The organism is Amycolatopsis sp. DSM 110486, assembly GCF_019468465.1.
Lineage (GTDB): Bacteria > Actinomycetota > Actinomycetes > Mycobacteriales > Pseudonocardiaceae > Amycolatopsis.
In genome coordinates, this window is sequence record NZ_CP080519.1 from 563,245 (window position 1) to 583,467 (window position 20,223).

Here is a 20,223-nt window from a genome sequence, read left to right on the forward strand (position 1 = left end):
AGAAATGAAGTACACCACGCTCGGTCGTTCCGGTGCCGTCGTATCCACCTGCTCGCTCGGCACCATGACGTTCGGTGCCGAGACCCCGTCGGAGGTGGCGCACCAACAGCTGGACACCTACTTCGAGGCGGGCGGGACGTTCGTCGAAACCGCGGACGTCTACAGCGGCGGCGAGGCGGAGCGGATCATCGGCGACTGGCTGGCCAAGCGATCTCCGGCGGTGCGGGAGAACGTGTTCCTCGCCGGCAAGGGCCGCTTCCCTGTGGGTGTCGAGCCCCGCGACGCCGGCCTTTCCCGGCGGCACTTGTCCCGGGCGCTCGACGCTTCGCTGCGACGGCTGGGCTGCGAGCACATCGACCTCTACCAGCTGCACGCGTGGGACCCGCTGACCCCGCTGAACGAAAGCCTCGGCTTCCTCGAGGACGCGGTCCGATCGGGCAAGATCTCCTACGGCGGGCTGTCGAACTTCACCGGCTGGCAAATCGCGCTGGCGGCCGCTCACGCCCAGGACCGGTTCCCGCTGATCTCGATGCAACCGCAGTACAGCCTGCTGGTGCGCGAGGTGGAATGGGAGATCGTCCCCGCCTGCCTGGCCACGGGTCTCGGCGTCCTGCCGTGGTCGCCGCTGGGCGGGGGCTGGCTGACGGGCAAGTACCGGCGTGACCAGCGCCCATCCGGCGCCACCCGGCTGGGCGAGGACCCGAACCGCGGGGTGGAGGCGTACGACCTGCGCAGCACCCAGGAGCGGACTTGGCGCACGCTGGACGCGGTAGCAGCCGTCGCGAACGGACGCGAGGCGACGATGTCCCAGGTGTCCCTCGCGTGGCTGAGCGCCCAGCCGGGAGTCACGTCGATTGTGCTCGGTGCCCGCACGGTGGAGCAACTCGAGGACAACCTCGGTGCAGCCGGGCTTGAGCTGAGCGAGGACGAGCTGGCGATCTTGTCCGAGGCCAGCGATCCGGGCGCCGCGCAGTACCCCTACGGCCCGGCCGGCCTGGCGCAGCGAAGCCGATCCCTTGACTGACCGCAGGGAGACCTGCGGGCGGGCAGACGAGAAGTTCGAGCCGGTCCGCGCCGCCTTCACCCGCGTGCTCGCCGGCAATCCGGGCGGGATGCAGCTGAGCATCTACGAACACGGCCGTGAAGTGGTCGACCTGTGGGGCGGCGAGCACTTCGCCGCGGAGTCCCTCGTCCGCACGGCATCGTGCACCAAAGGCGTCACCGCGGTTTGCGCACTCGTGCTGGCCGAACGCGGACTACTCGACCTGGATGCCCCCGTCGCCGACTACTGGCCCGAGTTCGCCGTGGGCGGCAAGGCGGGGATCCCGGTGCGCTGGCTGCTCACGCACCAGGCCGGCCTCGCGCTGTTCGACCCCGCCGCCGAGGTCCGCGCCGCCGACTTGCTCGACTGGAACGCGATCGTTTCCCTCCTGGCGGCTCAGCGTCCTTTGTGGACGCCGGGGACGCGGTGCGGCTACCACGCGCTCACGTTCGGGTTCCTCGTAGGCGAGGTGATCCGCCGCGTCAGCGGGCTGACAGTGGGCCGGTTCCTGGCCGAGAACGTGACCGGGCCGCTGGCCGCGGACTTCTGGATCGGGCTGCCGGAGCAGCACGAGCACCGGCTGCGCCCAGACGTCGCTCCTGCCGGCGGCATCGACCTCGCGAGCGTGTACCGCGATCACGGCCTGGAACCGACGACGCCCCTCGCCCGCGCGATGCTCCGCTCGCCGCAGTACGATCCGGGACCCGGCGATCCGGTGTGGCGCACCCGCGCATTCCACGCCGCCGAGATCCCGGCGGCCAACGGCGTCGGCAACGCCCGCGCGCTCGCCCGGATCTACGCCGCGTGCATCGGCGAGGTCGACGAAGTGCGGCTGCTGTCGGCGCAGACGGTCGAGTCCGCGCGCACACCGCGGACCGACGCCGTGGCGACGCCACCGGAACTGGCTGTGCTGACCACCGAGCCACCCCGGTTCGGCCTCGGGTTCCAGCTGCCGAGAACAGGAATCGACGCGATGCTCGGACCCGGCTCGTTCGGCCACACCGGCGCGGGCGGGCGGCTGAGCTTCGCCCATCCCGAAAGCGGCATCGCGTTCGCGTTCACGTGCGACACCTTTCTCTGGGACGGCCTGACCGGACCCGACCCCCGCTGGACACCCCTGCTGGGCGCTCTCATGGACTCCTTGGACTGATGACGAACACGAACTCCCCCCAGCTCATCACCTACGCCGACCGTCTCGCCGGGACGCTTCCCGGACTGCGGGCCCTGCTCGACGGCCGTCTCGCCGGGATGTTCGGCGGTGTGCACGTCCTGCCGTTCTTCCATCCGTTCGACGGCGCGGACGCGGGTTTCGACCCGGAGGACCACACCGAAATCGACGCTCGTCTGGGCACCTGGGACGACCTGAGGGACCTGTCCCGCGAGCACGCGGTCATGGCCGACGTGATCGTCAACCACGTGTCGAGCCGATCTCCGCAGTTCCGGGACGTCGTGGCGCGCGGAGCCGAATCGCCCTACGCCGGCATGTTCCTGACGATGGGCGCAGTGTTCCCCGAAGGGGCCACCGAGGACGATCTCCTGCGGATCTACCGGCCGCGTCCGGGGCTGCCGTTCACGTCCATGCGCCTGGGTGAGCAACGGCGGTTGATGTGGACCACGTTCACCGAACGGCAGGTCGACCTGGACATCAGCGATCCGGTCGCGTGGGAGTACCTCACCGCGGTCGTCGACCGGCTCACCGACGCCGGTGTCCGGCTGCTGCGGCTGGACGCGGTCGGCTACGCGGCGAAGGAAGCCGGCACCGACTGCTTCCTGACGGCCGCGTGCCTGGCGTTCATCAAACGCATCGGGGCCTACGCGCACGAACGGGGCGCCGAGATCCTCGTTGAGGTGCATGGTCACTACAGCCAGCAGATCGAGATCGCCGGGATCGCCGACTACGTCTACGACTTCGCCTTGCCGCCACTCGTACTGCACGCTCTGCACGCACGGGACCCGCTCCCCTTCCACAACTGGTTGTCCGTGCGGCCGCACAACGCCGTCACCGTGCTCGACACCCACGACGGGATCGGCATCATCGATGTCGGGCCGAACGCCCTGGTGCCTGGTGCGGACGGACTGCTCACCGGCGACCAGATCGACGAACTCGTGGAGTCGGTGCACTCCGCCAGCGGCGGAACCAGCAGGCTCGCGACCGGGACCGCCGCCTCGAACCTCGACCTGTACCAGGTCAACTGCACCTTCTACGACGCGCTCGGCGCCGACGACACCCGGTACCTGCTCGCGCGCCTGATCCAGCTGTTCGTCCCCGGCACACCACAGATCTACTACGTCGGACTGCTCGCCGGACGCAACGACCTCGCGCTGCTGAGCCGTACCGGCGTCGGCCGGGACGTCAACCGCCACCACTACACGCCCGCCGAGGTCGCGGCGGACCTGCGCCGGCCGGTGGTGCGCTCCCTCCTGGCCGCGCTGCGCTTCCGCACCGACCACCCTGCGTTCGACGGAACCTTCCACCACCAGGTCGACGGCACGGAAGTGGAACTGTCGTGGCGGCACGGCGAGCACGAAGCGACGCTGCGCGCCGACGTCGCGACCGCGGCCCACACGGTGACCGCGAGCACGCGAGGAGGTGCCCCGGCACCGCTGAACTTCTGAACCGCTTCGCAACGTCCCAGGCCCGGCGCTTCGACCACCGGCCGGTGCCGAAGGGAGCCCTCCCTGCCGGCTCCTGTCCAGCGGCGCGCGACCGTGAAGATCCCGTCGATCATGTCGGTGGACGGCGAGCACGAGGACGCGACAGCCTCGAATACGGACGCACCGGTTACCGGCTACGAATACGTTCGCATCCGGACAACCTGGCGGTTCCTCGGCGAGTGCGACACGCTTTGACCAGGTAGAACACGCAGTTGCGCAGGTTTGCAGGCTCGGGTTGCTCCCCGCTGGGGCGGAGGGACGGGGCTTCAGTCGTCAGATGGCGATGATCCGGCGATGGCCCCAGACCCGGGCCCGATCGCCCGTCGAGACCGTAAATGCGGTACCCGCGACACCAGCTTCGCCCGCTCCCCCGGATACAACACCGCCGGGGACCGCAGCCAGCGCTACTCCAGCGCTTGGAATAGATTCTTCCGCTTGTTCACCGTCCACGGTGGTCGGTGGCGCGCCCGAGCTGTGCCCGAGCTGTCGCGTTGCCGTCGGGATGATCTTGGCGGTGGCTTCAGCCGCGGCGAGTGCGGCTTCGGGTAGCACGGTCGTGTAGGTGTCAACGGTCACGATGATCGACGAATGCCTCAGAATTTCTGCACGACCTTCATGTCTGCCCCCGCCGCGAGCGCCACGCTCGCGGCGGTGGGGCGCAGATCGTGTAGCCAGATCGGCGGTAACCCTGCCCGCCACAACGGCTTTCCTGATCGTCGCGTAGCCCCCGCCCTGTGCGCGCACAGCACGAAGCCGTGCGCGCACGGTACGACTTCGGCCCGCGAGACCGGCGAAATCGCCGAAACCCGGGGCGCTCCCGCGCAGGGTCGTTCCGGATTGCGCGCTGATCGTCAGTTGTTGTCGGCGTCAGCGATCAATTCGGCCGGCACCGGGAGGCCGAGGTGCTCGAGGAGGGCGGCCAGCTCGGCGTCGAGTTCTCGCCCGACCTGGGCGATGCGCGGATCGTGAAAGCTGTCGAATCGGGTGCTGGGCTGATCGATCGTGAACCAGGTGCGGTCGTCGTGGTCCACGTAGATCGCGGTGCGCAATGGCGCATAGAGCATCACCGAGGGGTCGTGCCGGAACATGCGCTGGGCGTAGACGTGGTTGCCCATCAGGTATTCCGCGCACGGACGCGATTCGGCGGCCAGTTCCATCAGAGAGCCGACATCGGTGCCCCAGTATCGAATGAAGCTGTGCGGGGCGTTTTCCTCGGCAGCCTCCCGGACGACGTCCCAGCTGGCCCGTTCCCTCTTGAACTGCTCGATTCGAGCAGCGTCGAGCACCGGCACCGCGCGTTCGTAATCTTCTCGGAATTCCGAAAAGGTTGTCGTGACGGGGATGGTCAGGCGGAGCACCTCGTGTGCGAAAGTCTGGATGGAAGGGGAATCACTGGCGGGCATGGCGTTGCCGTCCTTCGATGGTCATGGCTGTTGCTCGACGGGGGTCGGGGGAACCGGTGAGACAAGCGAGGATGGCGGCCACGGTGCCGATCGCCGACGGCACCGTGGCGGCCTGTCAGTCGCGGAGGAAGTCCAGCACCTGCTGTACGAACAGCTCGTGGTACTGGAAGATCCCGCCATGGCCCGCGTCCGGGTAGATGCTCAATGTGGCGTTGGGAAGCAGCCGCGCGAGGTTGAACGAGCTGATCGTCGGCACCAGGATGTCGTTGTCGCCGTTGACGACCAGGACGGGCTTGTCCACGTCGGCCAGACCGGCGGGTGAGGTGCTCTGCTCCCATTTCGTGGCCGCGGTCAGCTGGGCACCGATCGTCTCGTCCGTCACGGGCGTGTCGCGGTCCTCGGTACGCTCGTCCAGGCGAGCGATGAAGGCATCCGCAGCTGCCTGGCTGCGGGGCGTCGGCGAGAAGAAGAGAAAGTGCTTGGGGTGCTTGCCTTCAGTGGCCGACTTCCCGAAAGCGCTTTGCAGCACGGCGCCCCAGCCGGCAGGCCCTTCGTCACCGGCGGGCGAGGTGCCGGCCAGGACGATCCGCCGGACCAGATCGGGTCGCTGCTGGGCGACCGCCTGGGCCACCATGCCGCCCAGGGAAAAGCCCAGCAGATCGGCCGTGTCCAGCCCGAGAGCCTCCAGGAAGGCCACCGTGTCGGCGGCCATCGCCTCGATGCTGTCGGGGGTGGTGCCGCCGGAGGCTCCGACGCCCCGGAGATCCACCACGATGACGCGTCGCTCGGCCGCGAAGCCGTCGACCACGGCGGGGTCCCAGTCGTCCAGCACTGCGGTGATGTGGTTCAGCAACACCAGCGGCACGCCTGCGGCCGGGCCCAACTCGCGGTACGCGAACGGCGTTCCGCCGACGTCCACCGTCTCGGCCGGTGCTTGCACAAAACTCGCTGCCATGTCTTGCCTAATCGGTAGTAGGAGTAGTTCTTCCGGCTCGTGATCGAGCCGGTTGGTGCTGGTCCGCCGGCGGGCGATGCCTAGGTTTTCCGGTCGTTCGACGACTTAAGAAAGAACGGCGCGTCTGCCGGTGGGCCGGTGCTTGTGGTGGTGGGATGTCGTGGCGCGAGTCCGCCGCAGGAGGTGACCTCTCGGTGTGTTCCCGAGCCGCGAGCTCTTCGGCAGAACGAGGTTCCTGCGGTGTGCTGGAGTCACGAACGGCTACTGAGATGACGGACCATCGAGTCCCGCGATTAGGGCGCTGCGTGACTCTGCCTGGACCCGTGAGCAGCCGCAATAGCGAAGGAGGCGTGACGGTTTGACACTGTTCTGCGGCATCGACTGGGCCGAATCCCACCACGATGTCGCCATCGTCAACGACACCGGAACCGTGGTCGCGAAAGCCCGCATCGGCGACGACGCGACCGGGTTCGCCCACCTGCTCGACCTGCTGGCCGAGGGCGGCGACACCGCCGGAAACCCGATCCCGGTCGGGATCGAGACCGACCACGGACTGCTCGTCTCTGCGCTGCGCGCCACCGGACGCACCATCTACGCGATCAACCCGCTCTCCGCATCGCGGTACCGGACCCGGCACCAGGTCTCGGGCGCGAAGTCCGACGCCGCGGACGCGGTGATGCTGGCCAACATCGTGCGCACCGACGCCGACGCACACCGCCCACTGCCGGCCGACACCGATCTCGCCCAGGCGGTGCGGGTGCTCGCGCGGGCCCAGCAGGACGCGGTCTGGGCCCGCCAGCAGCTGGGCAACCAGCTCCGATCGCTGCTCAAGCAGTTCTACCCCGCCGCGCTCGACGCGTTCGCCGGCCAGCCCGAGGGCGGCCTGGCCCGTCGCGACGCCCGCACCGTCCTCGCCGCCGCACCCACACCCGCGCTCGCAGCGAAACTCACCCGAGCACGTCTGCGGACACTGCTGGCCAAGGCCGGGCGCCGCCGCAACGTCGATACCGACGTTGATCGCCTCCACGGTGTGTTCCGGTCTGATCGGTTGCGGCAGCCACCGATCGTGGAGAACGCGATGGGCATCCAGTTTTCGGCTTTGCTGAGCCAATTCGAGGCCGCCTGCGCCGCCGCTGACAGTCTGGCGGAAGCGGCACGAACCCATTTTGAGCAGCACCCGGACGCCACGATCATCACCAGCTTCCCCGGCCTGGGACTGCTGGCCGGCGCCCGGGTGCTCGCCGAAATCGGAGACGACCGCACCCGCTTCACCGACCCCCGCGGCCTCAAGGCCTACGCCGGATCCGCCCCCATCACCCGCGCCAGCGGCCGAAAAACCGTGATCACGCACCGACACATCAAAAACCGGCGCCTGGCCGCGGTCGGCCCGATCTGGGCACTGGCCTCGCTGCGCGCCAGCCCCGGCGCCAGACGCCACTTCGACACCCGCCGCGCCGCCGGAGACTGGAACCACCAAGCCCAACGACACCTGTTCAACAAGTTCCTCGGACAGCTTCACCACTGCCTCCAAACAGGACAACTCTTCGACGAACATCAGGCCTTCCCACCTCCACTCACCGCTGCGGCTTGACTCTTAAGAACCTGAGATGTCTTTCTTGCGCGGTGGTCCGCGCTCTTCGATGGGAATCCGCCTCCTGGCGCTGTCCGACAGCCTCGCCGGGATCGGCGGGGAGCCGCTTCGGTCGGAAGACCACCGCCGGGCAGCGCGTCACTTCGCACCAGGCAGTCATTCCTCCGTGCCGCCGCTTTATGTGAAGGTCGGTGCAGCCAGGACGAGGTGACGAAATCAGGTTTCACGATGATCTTCACGCGCGCTGAACCGATTGAGATCCCACAGGGCCGGCGATCGACGGAAATCCCCGTGCCCGTTACCGTGCAATCGGCACTGGCTGCGCATTTCGCGTGCTCAGGGCCGGATCAATGAGCCACAGTCTCGCTGACAGTCATTCGACCTATGCGAATGGATTCCGTCATGCCGACACTGATGGGACAGCCTGGTGTGGGCTGGTGATGGCGAGCCGGCCTCCACCGTTCTAGGTCGCCGCTCCGCTTCCATGATCTGCCGAAGAGTAACGAGGAGCACCATGTCACAGATCGTCCTTGTTACCGGGGCTTCCAGTGACCTCGGAGCTGCCACCGCCAATGCGCTGGTCGGTTCAGGCCACACCGCGTACGCGGGGATCAGCCCGGCTGTCGTCCACCCAGCCGGCCGCCTTGCCGAGCCGAGCGGGCGCGGGACCCGCCTGCGCCCCATTTCGTTGGACGTAGCCGACCAGCGCTCGGTCTCAACAGCGGTCGATCACATCTTGACGGAAGCCGGAAGAATCGACGCAGTGGTCCACGCCGTCGGCCCGGTGCCCCGGGGGCCGCTCGAATCCTTCACCCCTTACCAGCTGGCGCAGATCTACGACGCGCATGTGCTGTCCACCCAGCGCGTCAACCGTTGCGTGCTGCCGCAGATGCGCGAGCGGCAGGATGGCCTGCTGGTATGGGTGGTGCCTGCGAACCACGATGCCGAGGGCGCTCCCTACCTTGCGCTGCACTCCGAAGCGGTCACGATGATCGACCATCTCGCATCGAGTTACGCCCAGGAGCTGACCGAATTCGGGGTCGAGACCACGATCGTCGTCCCGGGTTTCCTGGTCCCCGAGAGCGGCCCGCACGTACGCACCGTCCGCCCGGACGACGCCGAGACCGTTCAGGCGTACGAAGGCCGATACCCCGGCCTGGTCCACCGGGTGGACTCGAGGCTGGCCGCGCAGGCGCTCACCGGCGCGGAGGTCGCCCTCGCGGCCCAGGCCATCGCGGCTGCCGTCGGCAGCCCCAAGGGCACCCGTCCACTGAGGATCGTTCCTGGCCGGCCCGGCACCGCATCCGACCAGGGCGCCGTGTGGTAAGGCGGCGTCCACCTGGTCCGGCCGACGAGAGGTCCGGCGATGCGTCGCGCATCACTGTGGCGGTGTCATTTCTCCAGGGCCTCGAGCGCGTCGCGAAGTGCGGCTCTGGAGGTGATCCCGAGCTTGGGAAAGATCTGGTACAGGTGTGCGCCGATGGTCCGGTGCGAGAGGTACAGGCGCTCGGCGATCTGCTTGTTGCTCAAGCCGGACGCCGCGAGATCCGCGATCTCCCGCTCCTGGGGTGTGAGTACTTCTCCGCTCGCCGTGGTTCTCGGTGCGCCCCATCCGGTCGCACGCAGCTCCTTGGCCGCACGGTCCGCCCAGGGACTGGCGCCGAGCAGCGTGAAGGCGTCGTAGGCCAGACGCAGTGGCTCTCGGGAGTCGGCGTTCGCGCGGGCACGTCGCAGTCGTTCCCCATACGACAGGTGAACGCGGGCCAGGTCGAAAGGCCACCTTTCGACGCCCGGCAATTCCAGCGCCTCCTCGAACAGGCGCACCGCCTCGTCGTCGTCGGTGGCGCACAACGCCGCCGAACCCGCGGCGAGCAGGCTGAGCCGCGGGGACAGCGCGGCGATGTCGGCCTCCCGCATGGCGCGCACGTGAGCGACGGCGGCGGTCTGCCGGTCGGTCCGCACCGCGGCTTCGACGACGTCCAACGCCACCCACAATGCATGCGGCACGTGGGACGCGAACGTGCCCGCTGGGCTGATCGCCGTCGCGTTCCGGTAAGCGCTTTCGAAGTCACCGCGGCCGGATTCGGCGACTGTGCGGACGTGCCGGGCGTAGTGCAGTGCTACCCCCACTCCCCTGGGCGTGGCCCAGCGGATGATCTGGTCAGTCAGGCGGTCGACGGCTTCGTCGTCACCGCGGGCCGCGGCGACGACGGCTCGGCAGTACCAGAAGTACCAAGTGAAGAAGTGGTACCCGGAGTCCTCGCACACCTGGGCTCCTTCGTCGGCCAGTTCCAGGCATTCGTCCCACCTGCCGGTGAGGTAATCGTCCAGGCACAGGTGCATCAGCGCGCCGACGTGCCGGCGCGGCGGACCGCCGTCCCGCCCTTGGAAGACAACTCGCCACGACGGCTCGCGGACATCTGCCAGGCGATCGAGGTAGAGCGAGCCGGTGCCGGCGCGAACGATCCGGCCGGGGTCGGATTCCTTCTGCAGGTCGCTGAGAACGGATTCCAGCTGATCCAGAGCCCCGGCACCGGAACGGACTGGGTCGGAGAAGGTCTTGGCAGCCACCGACAGCAGGGCGGGCGGCTCCGGTCGCAGACGCCGGAGCGTCGCATACAAAGGTTCCCACAGTTCCGCGCGGCCACTGAAGAAACAGAGGAGCAGCAGCAGGTGGAGCGCCTCGATGAGGGCGCCGTCCGTTGCTTCGTAGCGGTGCGTGCCGGACTCGATGGCGCCGGTCAGCAGTCGGTGGGCGGTGTCGATGTCCCCGTCGCCGTTGATGATCAGGAAGACGGCGGCGGCCGCGAAGTGGAGAGAGCCGATCAGCTCCGGGTCGGCCAAGCGGGCACCTTCGAGCAGTTCCGAGGCGTTGCGGAGTTGCCCGGTCGCGTCGGCGCCGATGTAGGCGGCCTCGGCGAGCCGGCGAGCGCGATTCGAGCTGTGCGGGCTCAGATCGGCCGCCCGTACCAGCGCCGCGACCGCTCCGACGGCGTCTCCGCGGGCCGCGATGCTGCGTGCCGCCTGGTCCAACAGACCGGCCACCTGCTCATCCGGCTCGACGGAAGCCTCGCCGAGGTGCCAGGCCCGCCGCTCGGGCTGGCTCACCAGCACGTGGGCCAACGCTCGATGGGCCGCCCGGCGCTCGGCACTCGTGCAGGCATCCACCACCGCCGACCGGATCAAGGGGTGCCGGAAAACGAGCCGGCGCGTGCCTTCGTCGAAAGCCACCAGCCCATCCTGCTCGGCCGAAGCGAGGTCCTCGAGGTCGGATTCGTAGCCGGCCTCGCGCGCCGTCGCCTGCAGGACCGCGAGATTGCCGGTTCCTTCCAGCGTCGCGAGCAGCAACAGCCGCCGTGCGGCGAGGGAGAGGACGGACACCCGAGAGACGAACAACGCCTGAAGCCGTAGGCTGAGCGGAAGTATTACGGGAAGGCTCTCCAGGGCCACACGCTGCTCCCCGCTCAGCACCGTGGGCAACTCGAGCAAAGCCAGCGGGTTCCCTTCGGCCACCGACAGCAGTCGCTGACGCACTCGAGCGGCCAGCGTCGGGAATCGAGTGTTGAGCAGGAGGTGTGAGGACTCTTCGTCCAACGGCGGCACCTCGTACTCGGGCAGGCCACCGCGGTTGAAGAAGGTCTCACTACCCGAGCGCATGGCGCCGAGGAAGGTGACGCGGGTGCCGTTGAGCCTGCGGGCGACGAAGCCCAGCACGGCGGCGCTGGCCCGATCAAGCCACGGCAGGTCGTCGACGATCAGGAGCAGCGGGCCGGCTTTGGCCACGTGACGCAGGAGCATGAGAGTCGCGTTCGACACGACGAGCCGTTCCGGCGGTACTCCGCTCCCGAAGCCAAGGGCGACTTGCAACGCATCGGCGTGTGCCGTGTCGAGTTCGCCGAACGCCTCGTAGAGGGGGAAGAGGACCTGGTTCAGCCCGGAATAGCTGACGTCGGCCTCGAACTCGACGCCGGCGGCACGCAGGACCCGTGAGCCACTCGCGACCGCGGTTTCGGCAACGGCATCGAGCAGGACGGTCTTGCCCACCCCCGCCGCGCCCGACAACAGGAGCGCCCCGCCGCGATCTGTGGCGGCCAGGAAGCCGCGGATCCTCTCGAGTGCCACGCCGCGCCCCACCAGGGAATCGACACCACCGTGGTCGAAAAGGCCGTTGTCGCCCACCGGATCACGCTCCCCCGCCTGCGCGGCCCGTCGAGACTTCCCGGCCCGGGGCCCGACCTCGCGGGCCGGACTGTCCACAAGCGATTCGCCGGTGTGCACTTCTGGCTGTCAACGTCGGGATCCTTCACTCCTACCGCGCGGAGTGCTGACGTCAGCCGTTGTGCAGACGTGGCGCTAAAGCAGTGGTTCCGCGTTCGGGTGGTCAATAATTTTGGACGATGCTCCACAGCATCGCGTGAAACTTCGCGTGGTCACGGGCGGGAATCGAGGACAGGCGACGCATGATCGCCGTATCGCGGGCGATGGCGACCTGGTCTTTCACCTCGACGCCTTTCGCGGTTGCCCTCGGAATGCGCACACGCCGGTCACGGGCGGAGAGTTCGCGGACGACGAGCCCGTCGCGCTCCATCCGGTCGAGAATCGACACCAATGTGGTCTTGTCGACACCGAGTTCCGTGGCGATCTCCAACTGCGTCCGCTCCGGACCGTTGCTGATCAGCTCGAGAACGAGCCAGTCGCGCAGATCGGCCAGCCCCGCATCCCGCGAGACCTCGTTGAACGCGTCGCCGAGCGCTGCCGCCGCGCGGTGAGCCAGCCAGGTCAGGTCGCCGATCGCCGAGGCGGCGTCGGGTGGCGGCAACTCGTCGCGACGCCCGCTCTTCGGAGACACTGCGCGACCGTATCATCCGCAGCTGGATCATCCGACCTCGGATCGATTTTCCTCAGATGATCCGATGACATACGGTCCACTTGGCAGACATGATGGGGTGCCTCCTCCGTCGGGAGCGCCGGGTCCGTTCGGGCGGAACCACTCGCGCACTCAGCGTCGCAGCCTAAAAGGAGGACGGAGCGAAAACATGGCTCAAGATCCGGAAGACTTTGCCGATTCACCACAGCCGCCGGCTTACGGCGAGCACGATGCGCTCTCGGACGTGTTGCAGGCGATTCACCTGCAGGGTGGCGAGGTGCGCCGCCGATCGAGCCCGCGTGAGCGGCATCCGGCCGGGGCCAGGGTGCTGCACCTCGTCGAGGAGGGCGGGATCAGCGTCGAGGTGGCGGGCGAAGACACGGTGGAGCTGGGTACAGGAGACCTGGTGCTGCTCGCGCGAGGTGATGCCCACATCGTCCGAGCGACGCCGCACACGACCTGGGTGACCGGGGAGTTCGTGGTCGAGACGGTTGTCGCCGCGCCACTGCTCGGCGTTCTGCCTGCGGCGATCGTGATCCGCGGCGACGCGCGATCGGCGGCGTGGCTCCTGCCCATCAGGGAGCTCCTCGTGTTCGAGGTGACGAACTCGGCACCCGGCACCCGCGTGATGGTTTCGAGAGCGCTCGATCTGCTCTTCATCTGGTCGCTGCGGTCGTGGGCCTCAGCCGGCGATGTGCGCAACGCCGGCTGGCTGACGGCAGCGCTGGACCCGGTGCTCGCACCGGTCCTCACCGCGATCCACCGGGACCCCGGCCGTGACTGGCCCGTCGACGAGCTGGCGCGGCTCACGTCGCTGTCGCGTTCGGCGTTCGCGACGCGGTTCGCCGAGTCGGTCGGGGAAACGCCCGGTTCGTACGTATTGCGGTGCCGGCTGGGCCACGCGGCGCACCTGCTGCGCGGCACGGCCGACCCGGTCGGCCGGATCGCGGCCCGCGTGGGCTACATCTCGGAAGCCGCCTTCAGCCGGGCGTTTTCTCGTGCCTACGGCAGTTCGCCGCGGGCGTGGCGGGGCGGGACTGGTTCTGCTTCCTTCGAAGGAACGACGGAATAAATCGGCCGATACCGGACGACACCGCCGGGTTGGCCGGCGGTGTCGTCCGGTTCACGTCACCGGGTGCCCGCGACGGCCCGCTCGATGAGGTTGACAACGATCCCCGGGTTGGTCACCTGTGCGGCGTGGGGAGTGTTGGCCTCGACGATGTGGGAGTGGGCGCGGGTGGCCATGAAGCGCTCGGCGGCCGGGGGGATCAGGTGGTCGGCGTTGGAGACGAGGGTCCACGAGGGGATCGTCTTCCAGCCCGGCTCGCCGGCGAGGTTCTCGCCCAGGGCCGTCGAGGCGACGGGGTTCTGCGTAGCGGCGAGTTCCGCGGCGGTGGCCGCGGAGACTTGGTTGCTGAAGAACAGGTCCCGGTACTGGGCCGCCTTGGCGTACAGCTCGATCTCGGGATCGCCGGCGGGGTTGGTGTAGGGGACGGGGACGGCGCTGAGGGCGGTGGGAGGCACCGCGGTGGGATCGGTGCTGAGGTGGCTGCCCGGGAATTGCCCAGCGAGGGCCGTGACGTTTTCATGCGTGTCCGGCTCGAAGGCCGAGATGTAGACCAGAGCCTTGACGTTGGCGTTGCCCGTGGCGGCACTGGTGATGACGGCTCCGCCGTAGGACTGCCCGACCAGGACGATCGGGCCCTGGATGGTGTTGAGGTAGGAAGCCAGCAAGGCGGAATCGCCGGAGAGGCTGCGCAGGGCCGTCGGCGGGGCGACGACCGGGTAGCCGGCCGCCTGCAGGGACCTGGTCACATCGCCCCAGCTCTGGGAGTTCGACCAGGCTCCGTCGACGAGGACGATCGTCGGCTTGGGAGCCGCGGCCGGGTGCGAGAGCGCGACAGGCGCGGTCTGGGGGGCCGGTGCGGCCGATGCCAGCGTGGTCACGCCGGCGACGAGGGCGATCCCGGTCGCGCCGAGGACGGCGGAGCGGAAAACACGACGTTTACGCACGGTTTCTCCTTGTTCGAAACAATTGTCATTGCTGTCCGCAGACGTGTCCGCCTGCGGGGGTTCGTGGTGGTGGGTCCGGAGGCGTCGACGCTCAGACACGGGCGGCGGCGTGTTCCTCGGCCCAGTTCAGGGCGTAGTCGGCGACTTCCTGCCAGCCGTCCTGGCCGATGATGAAGTGCGAGCGCCCGGGGAATTCCTTGTACTCGGTGACGGCCGCGGACTTGCTGGAGAGTCGCCAGTTGGCCTTGTTGACCTTGGGCGGCACGAGGTGGTCGGCCTCCCCCGCGATGAACAGGAGCGGGGCCTGGCGCTTGCGGAAATCGACGCGGGTCACGGCGCGGGGGTTGAAGTTGCCGAACGCCCCCTGGAAGAGCACGCGTGCCGAGCCAGGGACGGCGTACCGCTCGTAGCGCGTAGCGGACTCGCTCTCGGTGAGAGTGTTGGTGACGGCGTAGTGGAACTGCTCCGGCGTCAGCGCGACCGCTTTGTTCTTGTTGGCCGGGTTCCCGAGGACCGGGAAGGTCGACTTGAGGGTCGACAGCGGTAGGGGAAGGACGCCCTTGACGGCTGCCGAGTCGATGGCGATGCCGACCCTGCCCAGCCCGCGGTCGAGCAGGAGCTGTACGACGGTGCCGCCGAACGAGTGGCCCATGATGATCGGCGGTCGATCCAGCGAGCGGATGACGCTCTGGTAGTGGTCGACCACCTCGCGAAGGCCGACGCCCGCGATACCCGCGGGATCGCGCCGGAGCTCCTCCACCTCGCGGTCGAGCCCCGGCCAGGCCGGGGTGAACACCCGGTATCCCCGGGCCTCGTAATGGTGTTTCCACCCCTCCCAGCTGCGCGGGTTCACCCAGAGGCCGTGAACGAGCACAATGGTGTCGGCCTCGTCGGCGGAGAAATCATTCATGCGAATCTTCCCTTTGAATAGGACGCTGTCTTCACTGGAGCAGGCCTGACCGGCGCTCCTCGAAAGCCGCCTCGATGCGGGCCGAGCGCGCATCCCCGGCGGTTCTCAGGATCCAGTCCCGCTCTGCCCGCCCGCTTCCGTCGGATGGCCACAGGGAATCGGCGCCGTCGCGCCGCCTCGGACAGTCGTTCGACAGGTGTCGGTGTCACGCAGGTCGGCCGCGCGTGGCGGCGCGCGTTACCCGGCTCCCGCGCCGGGGCCCCGGTCCGCATCCGCCGGGCTTCGCGGCCGGCGTGGTCACCACGAGCCGCGGTCCGAATCACCCGCGACATACCCGGACAGCAGGAACCCCAGCATCGGTCGCAGGTGGACAGTGCGCCGGGACCGAAGCCCACGGACGAAGGCAAAACCAGTCAAATGACAGTGACCGCGACAGTCGCGAATCCGCTACCTTCCGGCGGAATGCCCGCGTGACCCCTGCGTCGAGAATGAGGATTCATGTCGAACGAGCCGGTCGTTCTACTGCACGGCTTCTACCACGGAGCGTGGGCTTGGACGGAGGTGATCGCCGAGCTGGGAGGGCGGGGCCGCACCGCCGTCGCGGTCGACATGGCGGCGCACGGTCTCCACGCGACGTCTCCGGCATCCGCCGCCCGGCGTCCGTTCGACCCGGTCGCCTACGCCACGGAGCCGTCGCCGGTCTCGGGGGTCGGGCTGGACGCTGCCGCCGACCTTCTGGTGGCGCAACTGGACAGCGTCGGCGGGGGAAAGCCGGTCTGCGTGGTGGCGCACAGCATGGGTGGTGCGGTGCTGAGCAGAGCAGCGGAACGGCGGCCCGAGCTCGTCGCGCACATGGTGTATCTGGCTGCGTACATGCCGGCCTCGAACACGCCGTGCCTCGACTACCCGTCGCTGCCCGAGGGCCGTGACAACCGGTTCATGCAGTTGCTGGTCGGCGACCCGGCCACCATCGGCGCGCTGCGGATCGACCACCGCAGTCCGGATCCCGAGGCTCAGGCGGCCATCCGCGCAGCCTTCTACGGAGACGTCGAACCTTCCCAGGCGGCGGCCGCGACCGCGCTGCTCAGCTGCGACGCGCCGCTGGCCATGGTGGCCGAGAGCACCACGTTGACCGAACAAGGCTGGGGATCGATTCCCCGTACGTACGTGGTGTGCACGGAGGACCGCACCATTCCGGCCGGGCTGCAGCGGCTCTTCGTCGCTCAAGCGGACACGGCGTTCCCCACGAACCCCACGACGGTCGTCGAGCTGCCCACGGCACATTCAGCATTCCTGTCGGCGCCGGCGCGCGTCGCGGACATCATCGCGGACCGCGCGGCTGCGACCCGTCAGCGGTGACCGGGTAACCACGGCCACGACAGTCCGCTCCCGCATCGACAGCCGGCCGGCCGGATCCGGCCACGTCCTCGGCAAAGCCGGCGGCCGGGCTATTTCCGGCGGCTCCCGCGGCCGACGAGAGCGAGGAAATCGATCGTGATGACGCCCGCGGCCGCGCAGATCGTCCAGGCGAGAACGTAGGCCCCTTCGCCGGCGATTCTCGTGCCGGGCAGCGTCATGCTGGACAGGACGAAGGCGAAGACCGCGCCGCCCAGGCTGCCGCCGATCGCCCGCGTTGTGTTGTACATCCCGGTGGCCATCGCGATCTCGTCGGAAGGGCTGTGCTCGGCGATCATCGCCGGGAGCGCGGCGAATGCCAGCGACGTGCCCAGGGTCGACAGCGGAGTCATGACCACGAAAAGCACAACGGAATCGTGCTGCACGTTGGTGCGCAAATAGGGGAAACACGCGCGCATGAACAGGAAGCTGCCGAAGGGACCGACGCGGAAGGGCAGCTCGAAATCCGCGGGATCCAGCTCGTGGAGGGGGATGGGCTTTTGTGCCATGGCGTTGTTGACGAGCACGTCGACGGAACCGAATCGCCGCACCACCGCGGCGACGGCCGAGTCCACCTGATCGACGTCGCTCACGTCACAGGTGATCGCCAGGCCGCCGACCTCCTTCGCGGTCGCCGCCGCTCGGGCTCCGTCGAGATCGACCACCGCCACGGAGGCGGCTTCGTGGGCCAAGGCGCGGGCAATGCCTGCACCGATGCCCTGGCCCGCTCCGGTGACGATGGCCGTCTTTCCGGCGAGGAGGGACCGGGTCATCCGATCATCTGGTAGGTGAAGGTGGACGGGCCATAGTGGACGGTCACGGTTCCGGCGGGCGAGTCCGAGTCGATCACGCCTTCGTCACGGCTGGCGACGCGGATCCGCAGCCGGTGCCCCGCCTTGAACCGGTGGTGCGTCGCCCACAGGGGTACGCGCAGGTCGTAGGAAGCTCCCGGTTCCACCGGTACTCGCTGTTCGTTGCCATCGCGGTGGCTGGCGCGCAGGAAGCCGTGGGTGACTCTGGAGGCCGCGTCGTCGGGGCCGAGGTCTTCCAGCACCACCGCGATGTATCCCTCGTCCGCGGTGAAGGAGACTCGCAGATCGACGAACGGGGTGCCGGCCAGCACCAGATCCGCCGGAAGGAATTCCGTCTCGGCGAGCAGCGCACCGGTCTCCACGTCGAACGCGTCGGTGGTCTTCTCGACCGAGCCGGCCACCAGCTTGCCGCCGGACGCGAAGGTCAAGTGGTCTTCCCGCGACTCGGACGGCGGCCAGGTCGAGTACTGCTTCCATCCCGCGTCGGGCATCTCGTAGGAGGTCACCTTGGTTTCGGGCAGGAGGCCGGGGACGTCGTCGGAGAGCCAGCGGTCCCACCACGCCAGGTACGCCGCGGTGGCGATGTCCTCGAACTGGCCCGGGAGCATGCCATGACTCCACGGGCCCGCGACCATCCACACGTTCTCGGGGCGGGCTCGGAAGTTCTTCACCATGGCGTTGCGGTATTGGTCCAGCCAGCCACCGACGTCGAGAACCGGAACGTCCAGCCTGTCCCAGCGCGCCCGCACGCTGCGCTCGCGCCAGAAGTCGTCGTAGAGCGGGTGCTGGGGGTAAGTTTCGAGGGTCGCCGGGGCGGTGTCCTTCTGCCAGCCGCGGATCCGGTTGTTGTAGATCCCGCCGCCGAGGTAGATCGTGTCCTCGTACCAGTCGCTCAGCGCCTGGGTCGCGATCACCGCGGTGAGGTGTTCCGGCTGGTGCACGGCGGCCAGGATGGTGGTGTGCCCGCCGTAGCTCACGCCCATCTGGCCGACCTTGCCCGTCGAGAACGGCTGCGTCCCGAGCCACGCGATCAGGTCGACGTTGTCACGCTGCTCTTGCGGGCCGAACGGGTCGATCTCACCCGGTGAGTCGCCACTGCCTCGCACGCTGCACACCAGGGCCACGTACCCACGGGTCACAAACGAGCGGGCACCGGCCCCCATGAACGACACCGCGTTGTACCCGTTGAACTCGTACACAATGCCCGGAAACCGCCCGGACGCAGGGGTGCCGTCCGGGTTCGCGGGGCGATGGAGCTCGCCGGCCAGGAGCACGCCGTCTCGCATCTCCACCTGGACCTTGCTCACGTGCACGCCGTGTGTCTCCGGTCTCGCATACGTGAAGAACGGGTCCGTCGACGAGGTCGAGGGAGCCACGGGCTTCGAGAGGTCGAGTCCTGCGAAGTGCACGGACAGATCGGCAGGTGACAACGGTTCCGACATGTCCGGAGCGTAACCACGGCATCCCGACCGATGGCTCCGAGTCGACGAAGTCCTCATCAGTTCCGCCTTGTGCCGTAGAAACACCCATTTCGATCGTCAATCGAGCGGCTCGCGATCGGATCGAGCAGTCCGAGGACGACCTCGCACTCATCCATGCGCTGCAGCTGTGGCCACGAGCCAGCTGGAGTTCCCTCGCGACCGTCCTGGGCGCGTCGGCCCCGGCACTCGCGAACCGATGGATCCGGCTGCGCGAGAACGAGATCGCGTGGGTTTACGCCTATCCTCTCGGCGGCGTGGCCGCGCGCAACCGGCAGCTGGCCATCGTCGACTTCGACTGCGCGCCGGGCAGGCTCGACGACGTGGTCAGAACACTCGAGGGGCTGGGCCACGTGCGCGCCATCGAGTACGCGGCCCGCGGCCGCGACCTGATGACGATCGTCGCGGCGCCGACCTTCGAGAAACTGTCCTCGTTGATCCTGGACGAGCTCTCACGGATCCCGGGCGTGATGTCGACGAGGACGCACCTCGGCACCGAGATGCACATCGAAGGCAGGCAGTGGCGGCTCGACGCGCTCGACGCCGGCGAACAGGCCGCCGTCGAGAAGGCCGCGAAGGCCTCCGCTCCCAGCGGGCGAGGAGCGCCGGTCGACATCGCCGCGCCCACCTACGCGCCGCTGATGTCGGTCCTGAGCAAAGACGGCAGGGCGACGGCGATCGACATCGCCGACCAGGTCGGCCGACCGGCGTCGACGGTGCGGCGGCAGCTGGGGCGGCTGCTCAACGCAGGTGCGCTGGCGATGCGGTGCGAACTGTCGCAACTGCATACCCGATGGCCGGTGAGCGTCATCTGGTGGTGCCGCGTGCCGAAGCCGCTCCTGCTGTCCGTGGTCGCCAGGATGCGAGCCGAGCCGCGTGTGCGGATGTGCATGTCGATGACCGGACCCGCGAACTTCGTCGTCTTCGCCTGGACGGCGGGGCTCACCGACCTGATGCAGCTGCAGGGCGTGCTCGAGGACCTGTTGCCGCCCGGGGCTCTCATCGACAGCTCGGTGACCCTGCGCACGCGCAAGCGTGCGGGCTGGCTGCTGCGCCCGGACGGCCGGCTCGACACGGACACGCCCCAGCCGGTCCGATAAGC

The 20,223-nt window shown here is 68.6% G+C and carries 17 protein-coding genes; 9 read left to right on the top strand and 8 right to left on the bottom strand.

The features are described 5' to 3' along the window. Positions 1–4 precede the first annotated feature (4 nt). The 4 genes from K1T34_RS02795 to K1T34_RS02810 all read left to right on the top strand — a co-directional run bounded on the left by K1T34_RS02795 (position 5) and on the right by K1T34_RS02810 (position 3,892). A complete protein-coding gene (locus K1T34_RS02795; protein ID WP_220242730.1) occupies positions 5–1,024 on the top strand; it encodes an aldo/keto reductase in 1,020 nt (339 codons plus the stop codon). Further along, on the top strand, positions 1,017–2,192 hold the full coding sequence (locus K1T34_RS02800) for a serine hydrolase (RefSeq protein ID WP_220242731.1): 1,176 nt from the start codon (positions 1,017–1,019) through the stop codon (positions 2,190–2,192). Before K1T34_RS02795 ends, K1T34_RS02800 begins: the two co-directional genes overlap by 8 nt. After that, positions 2,192–3,658 carry a sucrose phosphorylase gene (gtfA, locus tag K1T34_RS02805; RefSeq protein WP_220242732.1) on the top strand — a complete coding sequence of 489 codons (1,467 nt, stop codon included), beginning with the start codon at positions 2,192–2,194 and terminating at the stop codon, positions 3,656–3,658. Before K1T34_RS02800 ends, gtfA begins: the two co-directional genes overlap by 1 nt. A 93-nt stretch (positions 3,659–3,751) precedes the next feature. Next, positions 3,752–3,892 carry a hypothetical protein gene (locus tag K1T34_RS02810; RefSeq protein ID WP_220242733.1) on the top strand — a complete coding sequence of 47 codons (141 nt, stop codon included), beginning with the start codon at positions 3,752–3,754 and terminating at the stop codon, positions 3,890–3,892. 656 nt (positions 3,893–4,548) lie between these two features. On the opposite strand, the gene K1T34_RS02815 is transcribed toward K1T34_RS02810, so the two are convergent. Both K1T34_RS02815 and K1T34_RS02820 read right to left on the bottom strand, forming a co-directional pair. Further along, positions 4,549–5,100 (bottom strand): DUF302 domain-containing protein, encoded by a 552-nt coding sequence (locus K1T34_RS02815; RefSeq protein WP_220242734.1) that lies wholly within the window; start codon positions 5,098–5,100, stop codon positions 4,549–4,551. 115 nt (positions 5,101–5,215) lie between these two features. Continuing rightward, complete coding sequence (locus K1T34_RS02820; RefSeq protein WP_220242735.1) at positions 5,216–6,055, bottom strand: alpha/beta fold hydrolase; 840 nt, start codon at positions 6,053–6,055, stop codon at positions 5,216–5,218. A gap of 358 nt (positions 6,056–6,413) precedes the next feature. Between K1T34_RS02820 and K1T34_RS02825 the strand changes: the two genes are divergently transcribed. After that, a complete protein-coding gene (locus K1T34_RS02825) occupies positions 6,414–7,646 on the top strand; it encodes an IS110 family transposase (protein WP_220242736.1) in 1,233 nt (410 codons plus the stop codon). Positions 7,647–8,160: 514 nt separating this feature from the next. Continuing rightward, the gene (locus K1T34_RS02830) at positions 8,161–8,973 is read left to right on the top strand and encodes an SDR family NAD(P)-dependent oxidoreductase (RefSeq protein ID WP_220242737.1); all 813 of its coding nucleotides are present in this window, start codon (positions 8,161–8,163) and stop codon (positions 8,971–8,973) included. A 65-nt stretch (positions 8,974–9,038) separates the two neighbouring features. Here the strand turns inward: K1T34_RS02830 and K1T34_RS02835 are convergent, their stop codons facing one another. Together K1T34_RS02835 and K1T34_RS02840 are read right to left on the bottom strand one after the other, a co-directional pair. Next, positions 9,039–11,825, bottom strand: coding sequence for an AAA family ATPase (locus K1T34_RS02835; protein WP_220242738.1), 2,787 nt, complete (start codon positions 11,823–11,825; stop codon positions 9,039–9,041). A 202-nt stretch (positions 11,826–12,027) separates the two neighbouring features. Beyond that, complete coding sequence (locus K1T34_RS02840) at positions 12,028–12,495, bottom strand: MarR family winged helix-turn-helix transcriptional regulator (RefSeq protein ID WP_220242739.1); 468 nt, start codon at positions 12,493–12,495, stop codon at positions 12,028–12,030. A gap of 187 nt (positions 12,496–12,682) precedes the next feature. Between K1T34_RS02840 and K1T34_RS02845 the strand changes: the two genes are divergently transcribed. Further along, complete coding sequence (locus tag K1T34_RS02845; protein ID WP_220242740.1) at positions 12,683–13,585, top strand: AraC family transcriptional regulator; 903 nt, start codon at positions 12,683–12,685, stop codon at positions 13,583–13,585. Between the two features lie 56 nt (positions 13,586–13,641). Here the strand turns inward: K1T34_RS02845 and K1T34_RS02850 are convergent, their stop codons facing one another. Further along, on the bottom strand, positions 13,642–14,526 hold the full coding sequence (locus K1T34_RS02850) for an alpha/beta fold hydrolase (protein WP_220242741.1): 885 nt from the start codon (positions 14,524–14,526) through the stop codon (positions 13,642–13,644). A gap of 91 nt (positions 14,527–14,617) precedes the next feature. Then, positions 14,618–15,436, bottom strand: a complete 819-nt coding sequence (locus K1T34_RS02855) for an alpha/beta hydrolase (RefSeq protein WP_220242742.1) — start codon at positions 15,434–15,436, stop codon at positions 14,618–14,620. 498 nt (positions 15,437–15,934) lie between these two features. Between K1T34_RS02855 and K1T34_RS02860 the strand changes: the two genes are divergently transcribed. Further along, positions 15,935–16,795, top strand: coding sequence for an alpha/beta fold hydrolase (locus tag K1T34_RS02860; protein WP_220242743.1), 861 nt, complete (start codon positions 15,935–15,937; stop codon positions 16,793–16,795). 89 nt (positions 16,796–16,884) lie between these two features. Here the strand turns inward: K1T34_RS02860 and K1T34_RS02865 are convergent, their stop codons facing one another. Beyond that, complete coding sequence (locus K1T34_RS02865) at positions 16,885–17,604, bottom strand: SDR family NAD(P)-dependent oxidoreductase (RefSeq protein WP_220242744.1); 720 nt, start codon at positions 17,602–17,604, stop codon at positions 16,885–16,887. Beyond that, complete coding sequence (locus tag K1T34_RS02870; RefSeq protein ID WP_220242745.1) at positions 17,601–19,085, bottom strand: CocE/NonD family hydrolase; 1,485 nt, start codon at positions 19,083–19,085, stop codon at positions 17,601–17,603. Before K1T34_RS02870 ends, K1T34_RS02865 begins: the two co-directional genes overlap by 4 nt. Here K1T34_RS02870 and K1T34_RS02875 point away from each other — a divergent pair. Then, complete coding sequence (locus tag K1T34_RS02875; RefSeq protein WP_255638270.1) at positions 19,067–20,221, top strand: Lrp/AsnC family transcriptional regulator; 1,155 nt, start codon at positions 19,067–19,069, stop codon at positions 20,219–20,221. The two genes, K1T34_RS02870 and K1T34_RS02875, sit on opposite strands and share 19 nt — an antisense overlap. Positions 20,222–20,223 lie beyond the last annotated feature (2 nt).